23 protein-coding genes are annotated in these 21957 nt (G+C 68.6%); 11 read left to right on the top strand and 12 right to left on the bottom strand.

Annotated elements, in window-relative coordinates; genetic code table 11:
- Positions 1-71 precede the first annotated feature (71 nt).
- Positions 72-845, bottom strand: coding sequence for a septum site-determining protein MinC (minC, locus tag JHL17_RS27780; protein ID WP_200197895.1), 774 nt, complete (start codon positions 843-845; stop codon positions 72-74).
- 776 nt (positions 846-1621) lie between these two features.
- On the opposite strand from minC, the gene JHL17_RS27775 reads away from it, so the two are divergent.
- The 10 genes from JHL17_RS27775 to JHL17_RS27730 all read left to right on the top strand — a co-directional run bounded on the left by JHL17_RS27775 (position 1622) and on the right by JHL17_RS27730 (position 11608).
- A complete protein-coding gene (locus tag JHL17_RS27775; protein ID WP_200197894.1) occupies positions 1622-2377 on the top strand; it encodes a PhoH family protein in 756 nt (251 codons plus the stop codon).
- A 181-nt stretch (positions 2378-2558) separates the two neighbouring features.
- Positions 2559-4775: a bacteriohemerythrin gene (locus tag JHL17_RS27770; RefSeq protein ID WP_211113575.1), complete on the top strand. Its 2217-nt coding sequence runs from the start codon at positions 2559-2561 to the stop codon at positions 4773-4775.
- Positions 4776-4876: 101 nt separating this feature from the next.
- The gene (locus JHL17_RS27765) at positions 4877-5491 is read left to right on the top strand and encodes an SCO family protein (protein WP_200197893.1); all 615 of its coding nucleotides are present in this window, start codon (positions 4877-4879) and stop codon (positions 5489-5491) included.
- Positions 5492-5744: 253 nt separating this feature from the next.
- Positions 5745-6113: an AtpZ/AtpI family protein gene (locus tag JHL17_RS27760; protein WP_200197892.1), complete on the top strand. Its 369-nt coding sequence runs from the start codon at positions 5745-5747 to the stop codon at positions 6111-6113.
- 12 nt (positions 6114-6125) lie between these two features.
- The gene (locus JHL17_RS27755; protein ID WP_200197891.1) at positions 6126-6869 is read left to right on the top strand and encodes a F0F1 ATP synthase subunit A; all 744 of its coding nucleotides are present in this window, start codon (positions 6126-6128) and stop codon (positions 6867-6869) included.
- Positions 6870-6948: 79 nt separating this feature from the next.
- Entirely contained in the window at positions 6949-7173 is a 225-nt protein-coding gene (locus tag JHL17_RS27750) for an ATP synthase subunit C family protein (protein ID WP_012973363.1), read from the top strand.
- Between the two features lie 93 nt (positions 7174-7266).
- Positions 7267-7917 carry a F0F1 ATP synthase subunit B family protein gene (locus JHL17_RS27745; RefSeq protein WP_200197890.1) on the top strand — a complete coding sequence of 217 codons (651 nt, stop codon included), beginning with the start codon at positions 7267-7269 and terminating at the stop codon, positions 7915-7917.
- Positions 7914-8393: a F0F1 ATP synthase subunit B family protein gene (locus JHL17_RS27740; RefSeq protein WP_200197889.1), complete on the top strand. Its 480-nt coding sequence runs from the start codon at positions 7914-7916 to the stop codon at positions 8391-8393. The genes JHL17_RS27745 and JHL17_RS27740 overlap by 4 nt, the downstream gene beginning before the upstream one ends.
- 182 nt (positions 8394-8575) lie before the next feature.
- Positions 8576-9394 (top strand): DODA-type extradiol aromatic ring-opening family dioxygenase, encoded by an 819-nt coding sequence (locus JHL17_RS27735; RefSeq protein WP_200197888.1) that lies wholly within the window; start codon positions 8576-8578, stop codon positions 9392-9394.
- 210 nt (positions 9395-9604) lie between these two features.
- On the top strand, positions 9605-11608 hold the full coding sequence (locus JHL17_RS27730) for a sensor histidine kinase (RefSeq protein ID WP_211113574.1): 2004 nt from the start codon (positions 9605-9607) through the stop codon (positions 11606-11608).
- Here JHL17_RS27730 and JHL17_RS27725 read toward each other — a convergent pair whose 3' ends face one another.
- The 11 genes from JHL17_RS27725 to fdhD form a co-directional block, all read right to left on the bottom strand.
- Positions 11609-12298, bottom strand: a complete 690-nt coding sequence (locus tag JHL17_RS27725) for a class II aldolase/adducin family protein (protein ID WP_200197886.1) — start codon at positions 12296-12298, stop codon at positions 11609-11611. It abuts the gene before it with no gap.
- Between the two features lie 154 nt (positions 12299-12452).
- Entirely contained in the window at positions 12453-13493 is a 1041-nt protein-coding gene (locus tag JHL17_RS27720; protein WP_247893863.1) for a formate dehydrogenase subunit gamma, read from the bottom strand.
- A gap of 25 nt (positions 13494-13518) precedes the next feature.
- On the bottom strand, positions 13519-13707 hold the full coding sequence (locus JHL17_RS27715; RefSeq protein ID WP_200197884.1) for a hypothetical protein: 189 nt from the start codon (positions 13705-13707) through the stop codon (positions 13519-13521).
- 2 nt (positions 13708-13709) lie between these two features.
- Positions 13710-14387 (bottom strand): formate dehydrogenase FDH3 subunit beta, encoded by a 678-nt coding sequence (fdh3B, locus tag JHL17_RS27710; RefSeq protein WP_200197883.1) that lies wholly within the window; start codon positions 14385-14387, stop codon positions 13710-13712.
- An 18-nt stretch (positions 14388-14405) separates the two neighbouring features.
- Entirely contained in the window at positions 14406-17306 is a 2901-nt protein-coding gene (locus JHL17_RS27705) for a formate dehydrogenase subunit alpha (RefSeq protein WP_200197882.1), read from the bottom strand.
- Between the two features lie 13 nt (positions 17307-17319).
- Positions 17320-17571, bottom strand: a complete 252-nt coding sequence (locus JHL17_RS37325) for a formate dehydrogenase (protein WP_247893862.1) — start codon at positions 17569-17571, stop codon at positions 17320-17322.
- Positions 17572-17588: 17 nt separating this feature from the next.
- Positions 17589-18215, bottom strand: coding sequence for a molecular chaperone TorD family protein (locus JHL17_RS27695; protein ID WP_200197881.1), 627 nt, complete (start codon positions 18213-18215; stop codon positions 17589-17591).
- A gap of 397 nt (positions 18216-18612) precedes the next feature.
- Positions 18613-19122, bottom strand: coding sequence for a DUF3306 domain-containing protein (locus tag JHL17_RS27690; RefSeq protein WP_200197880.1), 510 nt, complete (start codon positions 19120-19122; stop codon positions 18613-18615).
- Positions 19119-19628, bottom strand: a complete 510-nt coding sequence (locus JHL17_RS27685; RefSeq protein ID WP_200197879.1) for a DUF3305 domain-containing protein — start codon at positions 19626-19628, stop codon at positions 19119-19121. The genes JHL17_RS27690 and JHL17_RS27685 overlap by 4 nt, the downstream gene beginning before the upstream one ends.
- Positions 19625-20263, bottom strand: coding sequence for a molybdenum cofactor guanylyltransferase MobA (gene mobA / locus JHL17_RS27680; protein WP_200197878.1), 639 nt, complete (start codon positions 20261-20263; stop codon positions 19625-19627). Before mobA ends, JHL17_RS27685 begins: the two co-directional genes overlap by 4 nt.
- The gene (gene fdhD / locus JHL17_RS27675) at positions 20253-21146 is read right to left on the bottom strand and encodes a formate dehydrogenase accessory sulfurtransferase FdhD (RefSeq protein ID WP_200197877.1); all 894 of its coding nucleotides are present in this window, start codon (positions 21144-21146) and stop codon (positions 20253-20255) included. The genes mobA and fdhD overlap by 11 nt, the downstream gene beginning before the upstream one ends.
- Positions 21147-21232: 86 nt before the next feature.
- Between fdhD and JHL17_RS27670 the strand changes: the two genes are divergently transcribed.
- The gene (locus JHL17_RS27670) at positions 21233-21934 is read left to right on the top strand and encodes an ABC transporter permease (protein ID WP_200197876.1); all 702 of its coding nucleotides are present in this window, start codon (positions 21233-21235) and stop codon (positions 21932-21934) included.
- Positions 21935-21957: the final 23 nt, after the last annotated feature.

Genomic DNA, 21957 nt, shown 5'->3' with positions numbered 1-21957 from the left:
AGTTGCCGTCACCGGTACCAAACACCATCCGAAGATTACCGTCTTCGGACAAGATTCCGTCGCTGCAGCTCTCAAGCCGTCTTCAGCAGATCCATGCTGAGGACACCGTCGCGCAGGAAAACCTGCACGGCTTTCTTGTAAAAGTCACTGCTGATGTCTTCGCTGACCCGATAGTTGCCTGCGACCGATAGCACCTCCGCCTCCAGGCTGTGGCAGAAGATGCGGGCCTTGGCGTCGCCGGAGAAGCCGGCCAGCGCCCGGCCGCGCAGCGCGCCATAGACATGGATGTTGCCGTCGGCCAGCAGTTCCGCGCCGGGCGAGACCGAGCTGGTGACGATCAGGTCGGTCTTCTCGGCATAGACCCGCATGCCGGAGCGCACCGGCTCGGTCACCACCAGGGTGGGGCGGTGGACGACCTCGACCAGCACCTGCGGCGCCGGGATCGGGGCCTGTCCCTGCGCGCCGGGCTGGCGCGGGTCGGGGGCCTTCACCACCTCTTCCAGCTTGGCGGCACGGCCCGACGGCATCGGCGTCAGGCCCGCTGCGGCGGCGGCCTCGCGCACCGGCTGCGGCCCACCCTGGAAGCCGACCGGCAGCAGATGCTGCGCTTGCACCTGCGCCACGAAGGCGGCCAGATCGAAGACGATGCTCTCCGGCAGGTCGTCGAAATCCAGCACGACCGGCGCGTTGCGGAAGAAGTTGGGTGCCTGGCGCACCTTGACGTTCAGTTGGGTGAAGAATTCGGGCGATGTCGGTGCGAAAACCTTCAGCACCATCATGGTGAAGGAGTTGCCACGCAACTGGAACGGCACATCCCGTTCGGCGACCTGACTGGCGCTGCTCACCGTAGCCTTCCCGTTCGTTCCTGCCGCCCCGTTCCGTGCATCCGGTTCACCCGAGAGCCCGGTTCCGCCGCATCCCGCCTTCGCGCAGGTCCGGCATCGAGCCAGCCAATCAGCGCCTTCTAGCCGTCCACGCCGGTCGGTTTCAAGAGTTTCCCCGTCCGCCCGGGTGACAATCGGAAGGCCGTGCCGCCGGCCGCCCTCGGACGAATGCCGGGCAGCCCCCACCCTCTCCCGCCATCGTCGGACGCGACGACCGGAGATCGCGGCCCGCCGCCTTCGCGGACAGGCCAGGGTTGCAGCATGTCTCTCGATTTCCCCCGTGGCCGACCATAGTAATGAAAGGCCGCGGCAGCGGCAAAGCCTTTCGGCCGCCTCCGCCGGAAGGCTATCCGACGGGCGGCCCGGCTCGGCGGAAAGGGTTACCAACCCCGTCCCGACCGCTTTCCTGCGGCACCCACACCACATCTGGTATGAATATTTTGCGTCGGCCGCAATTTTGCCTGACGCGCTGCGTTATGACCGGTACAGTCAGGTTGCGTGGTTTCCAACGACGACGAGGTTCTCTTGCACCTTGCTTCGCCCACACTGCACCTCCCCCGTCGGCCCGCACCGGCATGTCCGGACCCGGCACGGCGTCGGGCAGCGGCATCCGGCGAAGCAGCCCTCACCGCGCACCCCGTCATCACACGCTCATGCGACCGTTCGAGCCTCCCCCCTGCGGGAGGCTTTTTTGTGCCCGGATCCCGCTCCACCCCCACCATTCGAGGAGATGCGACATGGCCAAGCGTTCGAGCAAAGGCATCGCTGCGGCGGACGACTCCACCGTCCACCCGCTTTTCCCCGGCATGACCACCCCGGCCGCCTTCGGCTGGGACCCGCTCGGTGGGAGCGAGGATCGCCGCGACCAGAGCTATCTCCGCAAGGTGAAGCCGCAGAACCCCAACCAGAAGCTCCTGATGGACGCCATCAAGACGCACAATCTGGTGGTGGCGCTGGGGCCGGCGGGCACCGGCAAGACCTACATCGCCATCTCCTCGGCGGTGGAGGCCCTGGAGTCGGGCAGCGTCGACCGCATCGTCCTGTCCCGCCCCGCCATCGAGGCGGGCGAGAGCATCGGCTACCTGCCCGGCGACATGCACGAGAAGATGGCGCCGTTCCTGCGCCCGCTCTACGACGCGCTGACCGACCGGCTGGGCTCCAAGCGGCTGCGCACCATGATGGCCGACGGCACCATCGAGATCGCCCCGGTCGGCTTCATGCGCGGCCGCACCCTGAACAACGCCTTCGTGGTGATCGACGAGGCGCAGAACTGCACCTACGCCCAGATCAAGATGCTGCTGACCCGGCTGGGCTGGCATTCCACCATGGTGCTGACCGGCGACCCCGACCAGACCGACCTGCTCGACAATTTGTCAGGGCTGTCCGACATCGCCCGCCGTCTGGAAGCGGTGGAGGGCATCGCCGTCGCCCGGCTGACGGAGAAGGACATCGTTCGCCATCCGCTGGTGGCGAGCATGCTGACGGTGCTCTGAACAGGACAGGGCTTCGGGCGGGAGAGGCGATGGCCGCGCCTCCCGTCCGACGCCTTCCGCCCGCTCGCGGGACACACCCCGCTATGGTTGTCGTTTTGGCATTCAGTTGAACGAAATGTAACATATACAAACGAATCGGCTTGACGGCCCGCACCGCACCGGCAAAAGTCCTGAAAATTTTATGGACATCGTCGTTTCGTTGCCGGAGGGGGCTGCCGCCGTGACCGTTGCCGTGTTCGAACGCATCAGCATCAAGGGCAAGATCGCACTGATTCTGGCCGTGGCCGGCCTCGGGCTGGTCCTGGTCGCCGCAGTGAGCCTGATCGGGCTGCGCGCCGAGATGATGGGCGACCGCCAGGACAAGACCCGCAACGTCGTCGAGGTCGCCCACAGCCTGGTCGCCCATTTCGAGGCGCAGGAGCGTGCCGGCGCCCTCCCCCGCGCCGAGGCGCAGGCCAGGGCCAAGACGGCGCTGAAGGCCCTGCGCCATGACGGCGACGAATATTTCTTCATCACCGACCTCGGCCCGCGGATGGTCATGCACCCGATCCGGCCCGACCTGGACGGCACCGACGTCTCGCGCCTCGCCGATCCCGACGGCAAGCTGCTGTTCCGGGAGTTCGTGCGGGTGGTGAAGGCGGACGGCGCCGGATTCGTCGACTATCTCTGGCCCAGGCCGGGATCGGCGGCCCCGGTGGCGAAGCTGTCCTACGTCAAGGGCTTCGCCCCCTGGGGCTGGCTGATCGGCTCCGGAATCTACATCGACGACGTCGACGTCGCCTTCCGCCAGGCGGCGCTGCGGCTGGCGGGCACCGGGTTGCTGATCGCGCTGGCGGCGGTGCTGCTGGCCCTGCTGGTCAGCCGGGCCATCGTCCGGCCGCTGGACGGGCTCGGCCGCGTCATGCAGCAGTTGGCCGGCGGCAACAGCGCGGTCGCCGTGTCCGGCCTCGGCCGCGGCGACGAGATCGGCGCCATGGCCCGCACGGTGGAGGTCTTCCGCGTCCAGCAGATCGACCTCGCCCACCATTGGGAACGGCAGAAGATCGAGCATCGCGTGGCCGAACAGCGCGCCCAGGCACTGAAGCGGCTGACCGACCGCTTCGACGCCACCATCGCCGAGACGATCCGCAGCGTCGGCACCGCCGTCGGCACGCTGGAGACCACCGCGCGCGCCCTGTCGGCCACCGCCGACCGCAACCGCCGCGAGGCGACCTCCGTCGCCAGCGCCTCGCACCAGGCCTCCGGCAGCGTGCAGACCGTCGCCTCGGCGGCGGAGCAGCTGACCGGCTCCATCGCCGTGATCGGCGAGCAGGTGGTGACCTCCTCGGCGATCTCCACCCAGGCGGTGGAAGCGTCCCGGAACGCCGGCGAGCGGATCGACGGGCTGGGCCTGGCCGCGCGGCGGATCGGCGAGGTCGCCGACCTGATCGCCGGCATCGCCGGGCAGACCAACCTGCTGGCGCTCAACGCCACCATCGAGGCGGCCCGCGCCGGCGAGATGGGCAAGGGCTTCGCCGTGGTGGCCGGCGAGGTGAAGACTCTGGCCGGCCAGACCGCCAGGGCCACGGAGGAGATCGCCCGCCATATCGCCGAGGTTCACGAGGCGACGCGGGCAGCCGTCGGCGCGATCCGCGACATCGGCGTCATCGTCGCCCGCAGCGACGAGATCGGCACCTCCATCGCCGCCGCCGTCCAGCAGCAGGGCACCGCCACCGGCGAGATCGCCCGCAGCGCCGGGGAGGCGGCGGACGGTACCCGCCAGGTTTCCACCAGCATCGGCGCGGTATCGGGTGCCGCGCAGGAGACCGAGCGGTCGGCCGAAGCCCTGCTGGACGCGGCCGGCGGGCTGTCACGGCAGGCGCAGGGCCTGCGCGGCATGGTCGATGCCTTCCTGGCGAATGTCGAGGCGATCAACGCCGCCCCGCTCGCCGCCCTGCACGACGGGCCGGCGGAGGGACCGGCGGAGAGCTTGGAGGTTCTCCTGCCCTGGACCGATGCCCTGGCGGTCGGAGAGGACGCGATCGACACCGACCACATGATCCTGATCGCCCTGATGAACGACGCGGCTTCGCTGGTTCGGCGCGCGAAAGGCGGGACCGGCGACCGCGAGGCGCTGGGAGTGGCCGTCGGCCGGCTGCTCGCCTACACCGCGCTGCATTTCGGCGAAGAGGAGCGGCTGATGGATCGGTGCGGCTACCCGGACGCCAAGGCGCACAAGGCCCGGCACGAGGATCTGCTGACCCGTGCCGGCGCGCTGCATCGTCGCCTCGAAGCCGGCGCCCCCGTGGCGGACGAACTGCTGGCGCTGCTGCGCGATTGGCTGTTCGAGCATATCCAGCGCGCCGACAAGCGCATCGGCGAGCATCTGGCGACCGGCGGCCGGAGCGCGGCGGCGTGACCGCCCGCCGGACCCACCCGCCTCAGCCCCACCCGCTGGCCCGCGCGAAGATGCCGCGCCCTCTTGACCTGGGCGGCGACCGGCCCCATTCCTGACGGACCATGAAAACACGCCTCCTGCGCATCGCCGCCGCCTCCGTCCTCGCCATCGCCGTGTCCGCCGGAATCGCCTGGTGGCAGGTGCGCAGCGCCACCACCACGGTGGAAAGCGGCACCAAGTCCGCGGTGCCGATCGGCGGTCCCTTCACGCTGACCGACCAGCAGGGCAAGACGGTCACAGACGCCGATTTCCGCGGCAAGTATATGCTGATCTATTTCGGCTATACCTATTGCCCGGATGTTTGCCCGACCGAACTGGGGGTGATGACCCAGACGCTCGACCAGCTCGGGCCGAAGGCGGACAAAATCCAGCCGGTTTTCATCACGATCGACCCGGACCGCGACACTGTGGCGCACATGAAGGACTATGTCGCCCTGTTCCACCCCCGTCTGGTCGGCCTGACCGGCACGCCGGACCAGGTGCGCGAGGCCGCCCGCGCCTACCGCGTCTATTATGCCAAGGCGCCGCAAAAGGACGGGAAAGGCGACGACTATTTGATGGACCACTCCAGCTTCATTTACCTGATGGGGCCGGACGGGAAATTCGTCGGGGTGTATCCCGGCGGCACCAGCGCCGACAAGATCGCCCAGGATCTCTCCCCCCGCATCGCGGGCTGAGTCGGGGCCGGACCGGGGCGGACCGGGTGAAAAGCGGCGGAAAAACCCTGAAATGCGGTCATACCACAGGGTTTTTTCGCATGCTGGAGCGGGACAACGCGCCGCAGCGCGGCAAAATCCATGACTTTCCCGGTCTTTTCTATTCTTTTCAATGACTTATACCGCAGGTTTTGCGACTTGACAGGGTAACGCCCCGCCCGTATGGTCTCGCCGCTTTCGCATGGCTGCGAGCCGAGCGTGATTGAGAGGCGGAATGACCGAAAAATCGCCCCCCGATCCCTTGGATGACCTCGAAGCCCGGCTGCGGAAGGCGCGTGAGGGACAGCGCGGCTGGTCGGGCGGACCCGGTAGCAAATACCACCGTCCGCCGCAGGGCGCTCTCGGCACCGCCTGGCGCATCGGGACCGAACTGGTTGCCGCCATGATCGTCGGCGTCGGCGGCGGGCTTCTGCTCGATCGCTGGCTCGGCACCGCGCCCTGGGGACTGATCGTCATGTTCTTCCTGGGGGCCGCGGCGGGAGTCCTGAACGTCTACCGGGCCGTCACCGGCTTCGGCATCGCCGCCGGCTACCGCCGGCCCACTGGGGACGACAACGAGCGCCAAGACGGCGACGCACACTGAGCGAGGACGACCTTGGATCCGCTGCACCAGTTCCAAATCAATTCGTTGTTCCAGATCGTGCTCGGCGGCTACGACGTCTCCTTCACGAACTCGGCCTTCTTCATGGTCGTGGCCGTGGCGGCGATCTACGCCCTGCTGGTCATGGGCGTGGCGAACAAGTCGATGGTCCCGGGCCGCCTGCAGTCGCTGGCCGAGATGTTCTACGAGTTCGTCGCGAACCTGGTGCGCGACAACGCCGGCCACGACGCCAAGCCCTATTTCCCGTTCGTGTTCTCGATCTTCATGTTCGTGCTGATCGGCAACATGATCGGCATGATCCCCTTCACCTTCACCTTCACCAGCCACATCATCGTGACCTTCGCGCTGGCGGCGACGGTGTTCGTGTTCGTGACCATCCTGGCCCTGATGAAGCACGGCCTGCACTTCTTCTCCTTCTTCATGCCGCACGGCGCTCCGGTCGCGCTCGCCCCGATCCTCATCCCGATCGAGGTGATCTCCTACGTGATGCGCCCCGTCAGCCTCTCGATCCGACTGTTCGCCAACATGATGGCCGGTCACACGATGCTGAAGGTCTTCGCCGGCTTCACGGTCATGATGATCAGCGGCATGGGCGCGCTGGGCTTCGTCACCGGCCTCGTCCCGCTGGCGATCAACGTCGCCCTGACCGGTTTCGAGTTCCTGGTGGCTTTCCTGCAAGCCTATGTCTTCTCGATCCTGACCTGCCTGTACATCCGCGACGCGCTGGAGCTGCACTGAGCCGCTCCCGGCCGAGCCGGACACGCGTTCACCTCAAAAGTTCCAACAAGTTCAACCTTACCTAGAGGAAGAGAGTACCATGGATCCTCAAGCCGCCAAGTTCATCGGTGCCGGTCTTGCCGTTATCGCCCTCGCCGGTGTCGGCCTGGGTATCGGCAACATCTTCTCGACCCTGATCGGTTCGATTGCCCGCAACCCGGCCGTCCAGCCGAAGGTCTTCCCGATCGGCATTCTGGGCTTCGCGCTGACGGAAGCCGTCGCGCTCTTCGCCCTGCTGATCGCCTTCCTGATCCTGTTCGCCTAAGGCCAGAGCGGCTTTCAAAAAAACAGCTCTGACGCGGCGCCGGGCTTCCTGATCGAAGTTTCGGCGCCGCTCCTTTGCCTAGGGGGACCGATCATGCCGAACCTGTTGGCCAAAGGCCGGCTGGCCCGCTGGTCGGGTGTGGCGGGCGCGTCGCTCGTCACCCTCACCACGATGGCCGGCACCGTCCTGGCGGCCGCGGCGGAGCACGCTCCGGACGCGGCGCATGGCGGCGAGCACGCTTCCGGCGGCCTGCCGCAGCTCAATCCCGCCAATTTCCCGACCCAGATCTTCTGGCTGGCTCTGACCTTCGGCGTTCTCTACTACCTCATGTCCAAGAAGGCGCTCCCGCGCGTGGCCGAGGTTCTGGAAGCGCGGCAGGAGCGCATCTCGCGCGACCTCGCCAAGGCCGCCCAGCTGAAGGAAGAGGCCGAGGCCATCCTGGCCCGGGTCGAGAAGTCCCTCGCCGGTGCCCGCAGCGAGGCCCAGGGCGTCATCGCCACGGCGAGCGCCGAGATCGAGGCGAACAACCAGGCCCGCCAGGCCCAGCTGAACGCCGACATCTCCGAACGCCTGCGCAGCGCCGAGGCCTCCATCGCCGCGGCGAAGGATCAGGCTCTGGCCAACATCCGCACCGCGTCGACCGACATCGTCCGCGACATCACCGGCCGGCTGGCCGGCGTCGAGGTCGATCAGGCCCAGGCGGACGCCGCCGTCGCGGCCGTGCTTGAGGAGCGCCGGGGATGAACGCACCTGAATTTTGGGTCTTCGTCGCCTTCGTCATCTTCATGGCCCTGGTCTGGAAGAAGGCGTCGGCCGCCATCGGCACCATGCTCGACGGCCGCGCCGAGCGCATCCGTGCCGAGCTGGACGAGGCCGAGCGTCTCCACAAGGACGCCCAGGCCCTGCTGAACGGCTACCAGAGCCGTCTGGCCGACGCCCAGAAGGAAGCGGAGGCCGTCCTCGCCCACGCCCGCGAGGAAGCCGCCCGCCTCCGCGCCCAGGCCGGAACCGACCTGGAGGCGTCGCTGAAGCGCCGCGAGACCCAGGCCATGGACCGCATCGCCCAGGCGGAAGCCGCGGCGCTGGCCGAGGTCCGCAACCTGACGGTCGACGTCGCCATCGGCGCCAGCAAGCGCGTCCTGTCCGGCGGCCTGCCCGCCGCCCAGGCCGACAAGCTGATCGAGCAGTCGATCGGCGAGCTGCCGAAGCACCTGCACTGATCGGTCCCTCGATCGACCATCTCCGGAGCGATCGACTGCCTGCAGAACGATCGACCGGTTCCGCCGCGATGATTGTTGCGGCGTGAACAACGGACTTTCAGAAACCCCGGCCTTGGCGCCGGGGTTTTTCTTTGCTCGAATGGAACGGTCGCCCCACCGCCCGGCCGGAGTTCCGTTCCCCAATGTCCGATACCGTCCAATTCCCCTCCGTCTTCGTCTCCCACGGCGCCCCCACGCTGATCCTGGAGACCAGCGCCGGACGCGACTTCCTTGCCGGGCTGGGCCGCAGGCTCGGCCGGCCGAGCGCGATCCTGGCGGTCTCGGCCCATTGGACCACCCGGGTGCCGGCGGTCAGCGGATCGGCGGCGCCGGAAACCATCCACGACTTCTACGGCTTCCCCGACGCGCTCTACCGCATGCGCTACTCCGCGCCGGGAGCGCCGGCGCTGGCCGGGCGGGTCGCCGAGCTGACCGGGGCCGCCGTCGATCCGTCGCAGGGGCTGGACCATGGCGCCTGGGTGCCGCTGATGCTGATGTATCCGGAAGCCGACATCCCGGTGGCGCAGCTGTCGGTGATGCCCGGCCGCAGCGCCGCCGACCACATCGCGCTCGGCCGGTCGCTGGCGGGACTGCGGCGCGACGGCGTGCTGATCCTCGCCAGCGGCGGCGCCGTGCACAACCTGCGGGAATTCCGCTTCGGCGGCACCGGCGCCGCTCCCTGGGCGACCGGATTCGCCGGCTGGCTGGACGCGGCGCTGGAGGCCGGCGACGCCGGCGCGGTCGGCAACTGGCTGGATGCCAGCCCCGACGCCCGCCGCGCCCACCCGACCGACGAGCATTTCCTGCCGCTGCCGGTGGCGCTGGGCGCCGCCGGGCCACGGCCGAAGGCCGAACGGCTGCATGCCGGCTTCGAGCATGGCAGCCTCGGCATGCATGCCTACGCCTTCACTGCCGCCGCTGATGCCGCCGCCGAAGCCGACGCCAAGGTCGATGCCGCCTGACCTTTCGCGGTACTCCGTCGCACAGTTGTCTGTTTGCCTGGGGGGATAGCCAAGCTACAATCCGCGCCGTGCGGCGACCGGCCCGTTCATTGCCCGTTGGCTGGCAGTGGCCGGCCGGTCGCGGGAATCGTCAGCACAGCGCGAGCGGGAGTCGGTGTGAAGCGGAACGGCATTCTGTCCACGAGCGGCCGCCGGACCCGATTCCGCGACATGACCGTGTCGGCGCGGGTCGGCGCGGGGTTCGGCATCGCCCTCGGGCTGGTGATCCTGCTGGCCCTGGTCGGGCTCGGCTGGTTCTACGCGGTGTCGCGCGACATCGGCGCCTTCTCCGGCCGCGCCGACCTGTCCCAGGTGGCGGCCGACGCGGACGTCAGCCTGCGCGACCTCGAGGTCGCGGTGCGCGACCATCTGACCTACGGCGACGACCAGAGCCTTCTCGACGCCTCCTGGCGGCACGACACGCTGCGCGAGCGGCTCGACGCGCTGGCCAAGGGCGTGGTGGAGACCGCCGACCGCGAGGGCGTCGACAAGGCCCGCGCCGCGCTGGAGGATTACTGGGCGGCGGTGCAGAGGCTGATCGCGCTCCGCAACGACCGCAACGGCCAGATGACCGGTGTGCTGGAACCGCTGGTCGCCCAGACCCGCCAGAAACTCGACCAGCTCAAGAATGCCGGCGGCGTCGATTCGACGGCTCTCGCCAGCGATGCGGCGATCGCCACCCTGCTGATGCAGGAGCATCTGACCCGCTACGTCGACCGCCGCGATCCGCAGGATGCCGAGGCGATGCGCGCCCAGCTCGGCGTCGCCCGCGACCGGCTGGCGGAGATGAACCGCTATCTGTGGGTTCCGGGCACCAAGCAGGCCATCGACGACGTCACGGCGCTGCTGTCGAACGCCGGCGGCGTGCTGACCGCCATCGAATCGTCGGTGGTCGAGGAGGACAATCTGCGCGCCGAGGCGATGGCCGCCAACGCCGCCGGCATCGCCGCCAATCTCGGCGAGATCCGCCGCCGGGCGGAAGCCGGGACCCAGGCGCTGCGCGGCACGCTGACCGGCGGGCTGTCCGGCTACACCGCCGTCGCGCTGTGGATCGGCGGGCTGGTCCTGCTGGCCGGCGCCGTCGCGCTCTGGCTGGTCCAGCGCAGCGTCGCCGTTCCGGTGCGGACGATGGCGAACGCGGTGACGGCGCTGGCCGCCGGCCGCAGCGACGTCGCCCTCCCGGCGCTGGACGGACGCGACGAGATCGCCGGCATGGCCCGCGCGGTGGACGCGCTGCGCGGCACCGCCGAGGACGCCGAACGCGCGCGGCGCGAGGCGGAGGTCGAGCACACCCGCGTGCTGCGCGAGAAGGCGCTGGCCGAGGCCGCGAGCCGGGCCAAGAGCGATTTCCTGGTCAACATGGGCCATGAGCTGCACGGACCGCTGACCGAGATCGTCAATGCCAGCCAGGCGCTGATGACCGACCTCCACCGGCTGGGGGTGGACGAGCTGGCGACCGACGTCGAGCACATCCAGTGGACCGGCGAGCAGCTGACCGCGCTGGTCGACGCCCTGCTGGACTATGCCAAGGTCGAGGCCGGGGCGATGGACGTCTGTCTGCAGGATTTCGACATCAACCGCCTGCTGACCGAGGCTCGTGAACGCTCGATGCCGGCCGCCGACCTCTACGGCAACGCGCTGGAGCTTTCGGCCATGCCGGGGCTCGGCCAGATGCATTCGGACTTCACCAAGGTACGGCAGGCCCTGCTGAACCTGCTGGACAATGCCTGCAAGTTCACCCAGGACGGCACCGTCACCCTGTCCGCCGAGACGGCGGAACGCAACGGCGCCCGCTGGTACCGCTTCACCGTCGCCGACACCGGCCGCGGCTTCCCCACGGCACAGGCCGGCCGGCTGTTCCAGCCCTTCGTCCAGGGCGCCGGCAACGGAACCGTGGCGACCCGCGGCCAGGGCAAGCCGCGCGGCGCCGGGCTCGGCCTGACGCTGGTCGGCCATTACACCGCGATGCTGGGCGGCGACATCGAGGTGGCGAGCGAGCCCGGCCAGGGCACCCGCATCACCATCGCCCTGCCCGCGGTCTACGAGCCGCCGGCGGAGGAACGCGCCCTGCAGGTGGAGGCGGACGGCACGGCCAAGCCGCTGTTGCGCGTCGCCGCGCTGAAGCCGGCCGGCCATCTCGCCACCAGCAGCTCGATGACCCGGATCGGACCGTAATCAGGACCGCGGACGGGCGGTATCCTCCGGCGCGTCGGTGTCGTCGATCGGCTGGCCGTACTTCATCCGCCGCATCTTCTCCGCCACCCGCGCGATTTCGTCGGGCGGCAGGATCACCGGCTCGCCGAACTGCTGGGCGTAAAGATACTGGCGGGCCAGCGTCTCGACCTCGACCGCCAGGGCCAGGGCGCCCGCCACGCTGTTGCCCAGAACGATCATGCCGTGATTGGCCAGCAGGCAGGCCAGCCGTCCCTCCAGCGCCGCCAGGGCGTGGTCGGACAGCGCCTGGGTGCCGAAGGTGGCGTAGGGCGCGCAACGGATCGACTCGCCGCCGGCCAGCGCCACCATGTAATGGAAGGACGGAATGCCGCGGCCATGCACGGCCAGCGCGGTGGCGAAGGTCGGGTGGGCGTGGAGAACGACCGTCACGTCCGGCCGGGCGCGCAGGATGTCGCGGTGGATGCGCCATTCCGACGACGGGCGGCGCAGGCCGAGATAGGTGCCGTCGAACCCCATCTCGACGATGTCGGCCGCGGTCATCGCGTCATAGGGCATGCTGGTCGGCGTGACGAGGAAACCGCCGTCGATCCGGTGCGACAGGTTGCCCGACAGGCCCTGGTTGACGCCCAGCCGGTTCATGGCGAGGCAGCCGTCGATCACGGCTTGGCGTTCGGCGAGGTGGCTGGACATGAGTGACGCATCCGGGGTGGTGGCTAAGCCCCCACCCTAACCCTCCCCCGCTGGGCGGGGGAGGGGACAAGTGCTTGTGCAGGAGAGTGGCGGCAGTCCCTCCCCCGCACAGCGGGGGAGGATAGGTGGGGGTCTAACGCCTTCGAGTACCCCTCTACTCCGCCGGTGTCCGGTGATGCCCGTGGCGGACCGTCTCGCCGGTGACTTCCTCGACCCACAGCGAATGGTGCTCGCGCGCCCATTGCAGTTCGACCTGCCCGTCGCCCATGGCGTCGAAGGCGCCCTCCATGCCGATGGAGCCGATGTAGATGTGCGCCAGGATGATGGCGATCATCACCACGGCGATGGCGGCATGGGCCAGTTGGTAGAGCTGCATCTCCTCCAGCGTGGCGAAGCTGAAGGGGAAGATCAGCTGCACGCCGGTGAAGCCGAGCGCCGCCCCGCCCACCACGGTGGACCAGAAGATGATCTTCTGGCCGCCGTTGAACTTGTGCGCCGGCGGGTGGACGCCCTTGGAGAACAGGCCGCCCGCCTTCAGGAACCAGGTCAGGTCGTGGCGCGACGGGATGTTGTGCCCGACCCACAGGACGAAGATCAGCGCCACGCCCAGGATGAAGGCGAAGCCCAGGAAATTATGCGCCAGCTTGCCGTAATGGGTCAGCGCGGCGAAGGGTTCCGGACCGATCAGCGGCAGCAGCGTGTGCCGGCCATACAGGACGTTCAATCCGGAGACGGCGAGCACGACGAAGCTGCCGGCGGTCATCCAATGGACGCCGCGCTCGAAGGCGTTGAAGCGCTGGATGGTGCGGCCGGTCTTCTCGCCGTCGATGCGGATGCGCCCGCGGACCAGGAAGAACAGCGCCAGCAGGGCGAGGATGCCGCCCAGCACCCAGCTGCCATAGTCGCTGAGCGGTCCGTTGCGCACGGCGCGCCACGCCTCGCCTTCCGACTGGATCAGGACGCCGGCCTGCTTGTTGGGAATGGAGACGGTGCCCTGCTCGCCCAGGCGGATGGCGTGCCAGCTGTCGCCGCGGCTCTGGCCCGGGATCTGCGTCGGCACCATCGGCCCGTCACGGTCGACCTGCGGCTCCGCCACCGGACCGCCGACGCGGACGCTGGACTGGGCGGCGGCCGGCAGCGCGGCCGCGCCGACCAGCCCGATCCCGAGCAGCAGAGCGGCCAGAGCCGTCTTCATGCGATGACCTTCCATCGGACGCTCCCTATCGCACACCCTGGTAGGCGGTGCGCTGTTGCAGCGCCCGCACCTGCTCGGCGGTCAACGGCGTGTCGGCCGCGCCCTGATAGACGCCCTTGTCGAGATGCACCGGGCGCGGCGCCCCGTCCTCCTGGCAGCCGGCCAGCAGGACGGCGGCGCCGAACGCCAGCAGCACCGTCCGCGTCGCCGTCACCGTCACAGCCCCTGCTTCTGCACCGGCAGGCCGCCGGCCGGACCGCCGATGCCCTGGAAGACGGAGCCGCCGGGCTGGCCGCGCTCCTGACCGGACTTGGTCTGATAGGCGGTGTTCCAGCCCCAGGCGCCGGAGCCGAAGCCGCGGGCGGCGACGCGCTCGCGGTAGATGTCCGACACCTTGTCGGCGTCGCCGGCCAGCAGCGCCTTGGTCGAGCACATCTCGGCGCAGAGCGGCAGCTTGCCCTCGGCCAGACGGTTGCGGCCGTATTTCTTGAACTCGGCCTCCGAATTATCGGGTTCGGGGCCGCCGGAGCAGAAGGTGCACTTGTCCATCTTGCCGCGGGTGCCGAAATTGCCGGCCTGCGGATACTGCGGCGCGCCGAACGGGCAGGCGTAGAAGCAATAGCCGCAGCCGATGCACAGATCCTTGTTGTGCAGGACCACGCCTTCGGCGGTCTGGTAGAAGCAGTCGACCGGGCAGACCGCCTTGCAGGGCGCGTCGGAGCAATGCATGCAGGCGACCGAGATCGTCCGCTCCCCCGGCTTGCCGTCGTTGATCGTCACGACGCGGCGGCGGTTGATGCCCCAGGGCACCTCGTTCTCGTTCTTGCAGGCGGTGACGCAGGCGTTGCACTCGATGCAGCGCTCGGCGTCGCACAGGAATTTCATCCGGGCCATGGTTCGAACTCCCGTGCGTCAGGCCGACTGAATGCGGCAAAGGGTGGTCTTGGTTTCCTGCATCTGGGTCACCGAATCATAGCCGTAGGTGGTCGCCGTGTTGGCGGCCTCGCCCAGCACGATCGGGTCGGCCCCGGCCGGGTATTTGGAGCGCAGATCCTGCCCCTGGTACACGCCGCCGAAATGGAAGGGCATGAAGGCGACGCCGCGGCCGACCCGTTCGGTCACCATGGCCTTGACCTTCACCTTGCCCTTCTCGGGACCCTCGACCCAGACCAGCTGGCCGTCCTTGACGCCGGCATTGTTGGCGTCGAACGGGTTGATCTCGACGAACATGTCCTGCTGCAGCTCGGCCAGCCAGGGGTTCGAACGGGTCTCGTCGCCGCCGCCCTCATACTCGACCAACCGGCCGGAGGTGAGGATGATCGGATACTCCTTCGACACGTCGCGGTCCTGGATCGACTTGTACAGCGTCGGCACGCGCCAGGACTTGGTGTCCTTGTAGGTCGGATAGCTGGCGACCAGATCGCGGCGCGGGGTGTAGAGCGGCTCGCGGTGGATCGGAACCGGGTCCGGGAAGTTCCAGGCGACGCAGCGCGCCTTGGCGTTGCCCGGCGGGTTCAGGCCGTGCTTGATCGCCACGCGCTGGATGCCGCCCGACAGGTCGGTGGTCCAGGACACGGCGCCGATCTTGTCGCCGCCGATCTTCTGGATGACCGCCAGCTCGTCGGCCGTCAGGTCCTTGTCGAAGCCCAGCTTCTGGAGCATCGCCATGGTGACTTCCGGATAGCCGTCCTTGATCTCCGAGCCTTCCGGATAGGAACCCTCGGCCAGCAGCGTCACGCCGTTGCGCTCCACCCCGAAGCGGGCGCGGAAGGCGCCGCCGCCCTCGGCCACCGGCAGCGAGGTGTCGTAGAGGTTGGCCGAGCCCGGATGTCTGATCTCCGGCGTGCCCCAGCAGGGCCAGGGCAGGCCGAAATAATCGCCGTCGCACGGGCCGCCGACGGCGCGCAGCGTCGTCTTGTCGAAGGTGGCCTGATGCTGCATGTGCAGCTTGAGGCGTTCCGGCGACTGGCCGGTGTAGCCGACCGACCACATGCCGCGGTTCCACTCGCGGGTGATGTCCTCGATCAGCGGCTCGTTGCCGTTGACCTTGATGGCCTTGACCATTTCCGCCGCGAAGCCGAACTTCCTGGCGAAGAGATACATGATCTCGTGGTCGGTCTTCGATTCGAACAGCGGCTCCATGATCTTGTCGCGCCACTGCACCGAGCGGTTCGACGCGGTGGCGGAGCCGGAGGTCTCGAACTGGGTCGCGGCCGGCAGCAGGTAGAAGTCGTTCTTCCGGTCCGGCAGCACCGCCGTCATCGTCGGATAGGGATCGACGACGACCAGCAGCTCCAGCTTTTCCATCGCCTTCTTCATGTCGGGCAGACGGACCTGGCTGTTCGGGGCGTGGCCCCAGAAGACCATGCCCTTGACCGGATTCGGCTGGTCCAGGTTCTCCTTGGCTTCCAGCACGCCGTCGAACCAGCGCGACACCGGGATGCCGGTGCTCTCCATCAGCGCCTTGGAGCCGAAGCGCTTCAGGATGTCGTCATAGGGAAGATCCCAGACGCGTGCCCAGTGGCGCCATGCGCCTTCGGCCAAGCCGTAATAGCCGGGTAGGCTGTCCGACGTGACGCCGAAATCGGTGGCGCCCTGCACGTTGTCGTGGCCGCGGAAGATGTTGGTGCCGCCGCCCGACACGCCGACATTGCCCAGCGCCAGCTGCAGCACGCAATAGGCGCGGGTGTTGTTATTGCCGATGTGGTGCTGGGTGCCGCCCATGCACCAGACCAGCGTGCCGGGTCGGTTGGAGGCCAGGGTGCGGGCGACGCGCTGCAGCTGCGAGCCGGGAACGCCGGTGACGCGCTCCACCTCCTCCGGCGTCCATTTGGCGACCTCGGCGCGGATGTCGTCGAAGCCGTAGACGCGCTTGGCGATGTAGTCCTTGTCCTCCCAGCCGTTCTGCAGGACGTGCCAGAGTATGCCCCAGACCAGCGCCACATCGGTGCCGGGACGGAAGCGGATATATTCGTTGGCGTGGGCGGCGGTGCGGGTGAAGCGCGGATCGGCGACGATCAGCGGGGCGGCGTTCTGCTCCTTCGCCTTCAGCACATGCATCATGGCGACGGGATGCGCCTCGGCGGCATTCGAGCCGATGAAGAACAGCGCCTTCGACTTCTGGATGTCGTTGTAGCTGTTCGTCATGGCGCCGTAGCCCCAGACATTCGCCACGCCGGCCACGGTGGTGGAATGGCAGATGCGCGCCTGATGGTCGACGTTGTTGGTGCCCCACAGCGCCGCGAACTTGCGGAACAGATAGGCCTGCTCGTTGCTGTGCTTGGCCGAACCCAGCCAGAACACCGAATCGGGGCCCGATTGCTCGCGGATCGCCAGCAGCTTGGAACCGACCTCCTCGATCGCCTGGTCCCAGGAAATCCGGGTCCACTTGCCGTCGACCATCTTCATCGGATAGCGCAGGCGGCGCTCGCCATGGGCGTGCTCGCGCACCGAGGCGCCCTTGGCGCAGTGCGAACCGAGATTGATCGGGCTGTCGAAGGCGGGCTCCTGCCCGATCCAGACGCCGTTCTGCACCTCGGCCACCACGGTGCAGCCGACCGAGCAATGGGTGCAGACCGACTTGACCTGCTTGACGGGCGCACCGGCGACGGCCGCCGCGGTGGCGGCATCGGCCTTCTTCACCATGCCGAAGGGCATGGCCGACGCCAGCGCGGCACCACCGGCGGCGATGCCGGAATTGCGCAGGAAGGCGCGGCGGTCCACCGTGACGCCGGTGGCGGTCGCCAGCGTCTGGGTCAGGGCACGGGCAAGGTGGCGGCCGCCGGAGGTGGCCGCGCTTTTCTTGATGAGCATCGGGGCGTTCCTCTTAGAAGCGGCTGACTTCGTAGACCTTCCGGACATGGTCGGTCTCGCGGTAGCCCGTGGAGGCGGTCTCCGCCGGTGCGGCCTCGGCCGGTCCACCGGTGGCGGTCACCCCGGCCGCGACGGCACCCAGCGCGCCGACGCCGAGACCGGCGGCGCGGAACAGCTCGCGCCGGGCGAGCCCCTTGTCCGTGCTCTGCGTGCCCTTGCCCTGTTTGACGGCTTCCTCAGTGGCTTTGACCGCGTCCCGCGTCATGGCTCCGCTCCTCACCTTTACGCTGCAAGGTCGAAGGCGCGCGCCTCGACCGCCAGAAAACTCCGTCCGACCGTGCCGACCGCCCGATAGAAGCGGGCCGACAGCGAGGTCTCCAAATCCGCGAAGAACCGCCCGGCCCAAGAACCGATGTGGCGGTCGAAGAAGGCCCGCTGTCCGTCGAGACCGACCACGTCGCCCTCCTCCGGCGCGAATTCGCCGCCGATCAGGCCGGCCATCATCTCGCACAGGGCCGCGATGTGGTCCTCCGGCTCCGTCACGCCGTCGGCCCGGGCGATGCCGAGCCGCGCCATGTCGGCTCGCAGCTCCGCCAGCGGCTTCTCGTTCAGGAATCCGGTCAGGTAGAAGGATCCGTAGGGCGTGCGCTCGCTGCCGCCGACGCCGATGAAGAGGGTGGTGAACTCCTCCTCCACCGCCGCCGGGTCGCTGCCGCGCGCCGCGTCGGCGAGTTGATCGAGGGCCGCGCCGAACGCGCCGCCCTCTCCCGCCAGCTCACCCAGGACGTTCAGGAACGCGGCATCGGGCGCGCGCGCCAGCAGGCGCGCCAGCAGGGCATAGACCTGCGCACGAAACAGCTCCTCCTCCGCGACCTCGGGGGGAACGATGTGATCGACGGCCCTGGACACGCGCCGCAAACTCCTCTCGGAACACGAGACGGGTGCATCGGCGTCCACGGTCCCACCGCGCGCCGTATCTGGACCCAAGGCCCGGCACCTCTTTTGATGCACCTGCGAAAAGCTGTTGCCTTACAGTGGCTTAGCGCTTCACAGACCAACAATAAAAGGACTGAACCTATCCTTTTGTCAACCAATGACGCGCTTGAAAGAGGCGACAAAGAAACTTTGCCACCCCGCTATGCTCGCGCCATCAGAGCGCCCCTGGGTTTTGAAGGGGTCTGAATTGGCGCGACGATTGGTCGCAATTTGAAAGCGGTCTTGCGGGGGAGGAAACACCCTCTCCCGCCCCGGGAGAGGGAAGGGGCCCACCGCAAAGCGGTGGGAAGGGTGAGGGTTGGCGCAAGGATCAGGTGGGTTCGGGATTCTGGGATGGCCCCTCACCCTCCCCACTTCGTGGGTCCCCTCCCTCTCCCGGGACGGGAGAGGGCTCCGCCGCAGTCTCTTCCGCCACATCATCCAGCGTGTCGAGGAAACCGCTGCCGACGCGGTAGAGCGTCTTCACCGGGACCCCGCCGGTGAACAGGCTGGCATAATCGTCGGCGTAGTCCTTCAACCCGTCGTCATTGGCGTAGATCGGGTCGGAGGTCCACAGCTTGCGCAGGGCCTGCCGATGCAGATCCTCCGGTACCTCGGCGCGCAGGAAAGGGGTGAAATCGGACTCGGCGGTCAGCTCTTCGACCGGCGGCAGATCCTTCAGCGGGTCTTCCGCCTCCGGCTGGGCGACATCGGCCGGGACCTCGTCCAAGACGGGAAGCTCCGCAGTCTCATCGACCGGCGGCGGCGCCTCCACCGGCTCCGGCTCGACCGTGCCGCGTTTCAGGCGCGACCAGCGGGACAGGAAGGCTTCGCCGCTCACCGCCGCCGATCCTCCGTCTCGAAATGGCGCTTGCGCTCGCGCTTGTGGAAGGGGACGTCGACATGGTGCTGCTCGACGAAATCGCGGACCAGCGCGATCACCTCGGCCGGCATCGTCACCGTCTCCACCACATCCGTCCCGACCTGATAGCCCTCCCCCTCATGGGCCGACGCGGTGACGGTGAAGGGCACCAGTTCCTCGCCGCCGTCAAAGTCAGATCCGGGGCCCGGGCGCATCACCACCCACAGGCGTGGCGGGTCCTGCGACAGGTTCAGGCGATAGCCCTCGGTGTCGGTGCGGAACAGCTCCAGCGTCAGGGTCGCGGCATGGCTGTGGCTCCAGCCCTCGCCCTCCATCAGCAAGCGGCCGGGCGGCTCGACCGGGCCGGCGCCGGGGATGACCGAAACCGGACGCCAGCTCCAGTCGGCCCAGGCGGTGACGCCGCGGCGGCGCTCCACCACGATGCCCAGCGGCATCGTCTCGATACGGTCTAGCTTGTCCGTCATGCCCCATGCCCCTCGCCCAGCAGGCGTTCGGCCTCGGCCAGATCCTCCGGCCGGTTGGTGTTGAAGAAGGGGTCGACCGGCTCGACGTCGAAGTCGGCGACCGCCAGCCGGTAGCGGGCGGTCCAGGCATCGACCTTGCGGACGCCCTCCTCCACCATGGCCCGGCGCAGGTCGCCGGCCAGACGGATCGGCCACAGGCCGAAGACCGGGTGGTCCTGCCCGCCGGAACGGGCACAGGCGAGGTCGGCGCCCTCCCGCTCCAGCGCCGCCACCATGCGGGTGACGAGGTCGCGCGGGATGAAGGGCGCGTCGGTGGCGAAGCTGGCGACCCAGCCGATGCCGGGAGCCGTGCCGCGCAGCCATTCCATGCCGGTCAGCACGCCGGCCAACGGGCCGGCATAGCCCTCCACCACATCGGCGGCGACCGGCAAATGAAGATGGGCGAAGCGTGCCGGATCGCCGTTGGCGTTCAGCACCAGCGGCCCGACCTGCGGCCGGACGGTGGCGACGATCCGCTCCAGGATGCTGTGGTCGCCCAGCCGGCGCAGGCACTTGTCGCCGCCGCCCATCCGGCGCGACAGGCCGCCGGCCAGCAGGACGCCGCCGATATCGGGATGATCTGAGTTAGTCGTCATCGCGGCTTCCCTTGCGTCCATGCCGGGCATCCTCGTCGGCGGGTTCGGCGGCGCTCCCGGCGGCATCGGCGTCGAAGACCAACCGGTCGGTGCCGGCCAGCGCGATGAAGCGCCGGCCCTTGGCCCGGCCGACCAGCGTCAGGTTGGCCTGTCGCGCCAGTTGCACGCCCCAGGCGGTGAAGCCGGAGCGCGAGATCAGGATCGGAATGCCCATCTGCACCGTCTTGATGACCATCTCGGAGGTCAGGCGCCCGGTGGTGTAGAAAATCTTGTCCGACGCCGGAATGCCGTTCAGGTGCATGTAGCCGGCGACCTTGTCCACCGCGTTGTGGCGGCCGACATCCTCCATGTAGACCAGCGGCCGGTCCTCGTGGCACAGCACGCAGCCATGGATGGCCCCGGCCTCCAGATACAGGCTGGGCTGCAGGTTGATCTGCTTCGACAGCGCGTAGATCCACGAGGTGCGGAGCCGCAGGTCGGTGGGCAGATGGACGGACTCGAAGGTCTCCATCACGTCGCCGAAGGCGGTCCCCTGGGCACAGCCGGAGGTCAGCGTCTTCTTCTTCAGCTTGGCCTCGTAGTCGGTCGCGCGCTCGGTGCGGACGACGACGGTCTCGGTCTCCTCGTCGAAATCGATGCCGGTGATGCGGTCGTCGCGCCGCAGCATGTTCTGGTTCAGCAGATAGCCGACGGCCAGACAGTCCGGATAATCGCCGATCGTCATCATGGTGACGATCTCCTGCCCGTTCAGGTACAGGGTCAACGGCCGTTCGACCGTGACGGCGGTCTCGATTTCACGGCCGTCCTGGTCCAGGCCGCGGACGCGCTCGGTCAGCTTGGGGTTCGCCGGGTCCGGCGCTATGGTGAAGGTCTTCAGGCTCATGGTCGGGCTCATGCGCGCGAGTGTGGGCGAGCGGCGTCCGTCGGACAAGCCCCCGCCGAAGCGATCTGAAAAGTGATTTGGACTGCATGCACGACTTTTCCCAAGCCCTGGCCGTCGCTTTTTCCATGATCCTGTCGCTGGACGAGGGGCTGGTGCGGATCATCGGCCTGTCCTTGCGGGTCAGCCTGAGCGCCGTCGCCATCGCCACGCTGATCGGCCTGCCGCTCGGCGCCGCCGTCGCGGCGCTGAGCTTTCCCGGCCGCCGCGCCGTCGCCGTCGCGCTGAACACCATGATGGGCCTGCCGCCGGTGGTGGTCGGGCTGGTGGTCTATCTGCTGCTGTCGCGCTCCGGACCCTTCGGCGTGCTGGGGCTGCTGTTCACCCCGACGGCGATGATCGTCGCCCAGACGGTGATGATCGTCCCCATCGTCGCCTCGCTGGCCCGCCAGACGGTGGAGGATCTGCTGGTCGAGTATGACGATTTGCTGCGCGTCACCGGCGCCGGTCCGGTCCGCCGGCTGGCCACCCTGCTGTCGGAAGCGCGCTGGAGCCTCGTCACCACCGTGCTGGCCGGCTTCGGCCGGGCTTCGGCGGAAGTGGGGGCGGTGATGATCGTCGGCGGCAACATCGAGCATGTGACCCGGGTCATGACCACCGCCATTGCGCTGGAGACCAGCAAGGGCGACCTGCCGATGGCGCTGGGGCTGGGGCTGGTGCTGATGACCCTGTCGTTGACGGTCAACCTCGCCGCGTCCCTGCTGAAGGAGGCCGGCGCCCGGCCGGCCTGAGCCCAGGCCAGAGTCCGGGCCAG

The organism is Azospirillum endophyticum (assembly GCF_016595245.1).
GTDB lineage: Bacteria > Pseudomonadota > Alphaproteobacteria > Azospirillales > Azospirillaceae > Azospirillum > Azospirillum endophyticum.
Note: the sequence above shows the minus strand (reverse complement) of the source record. Positions and strands in the feature narration are given on the sequence as shown.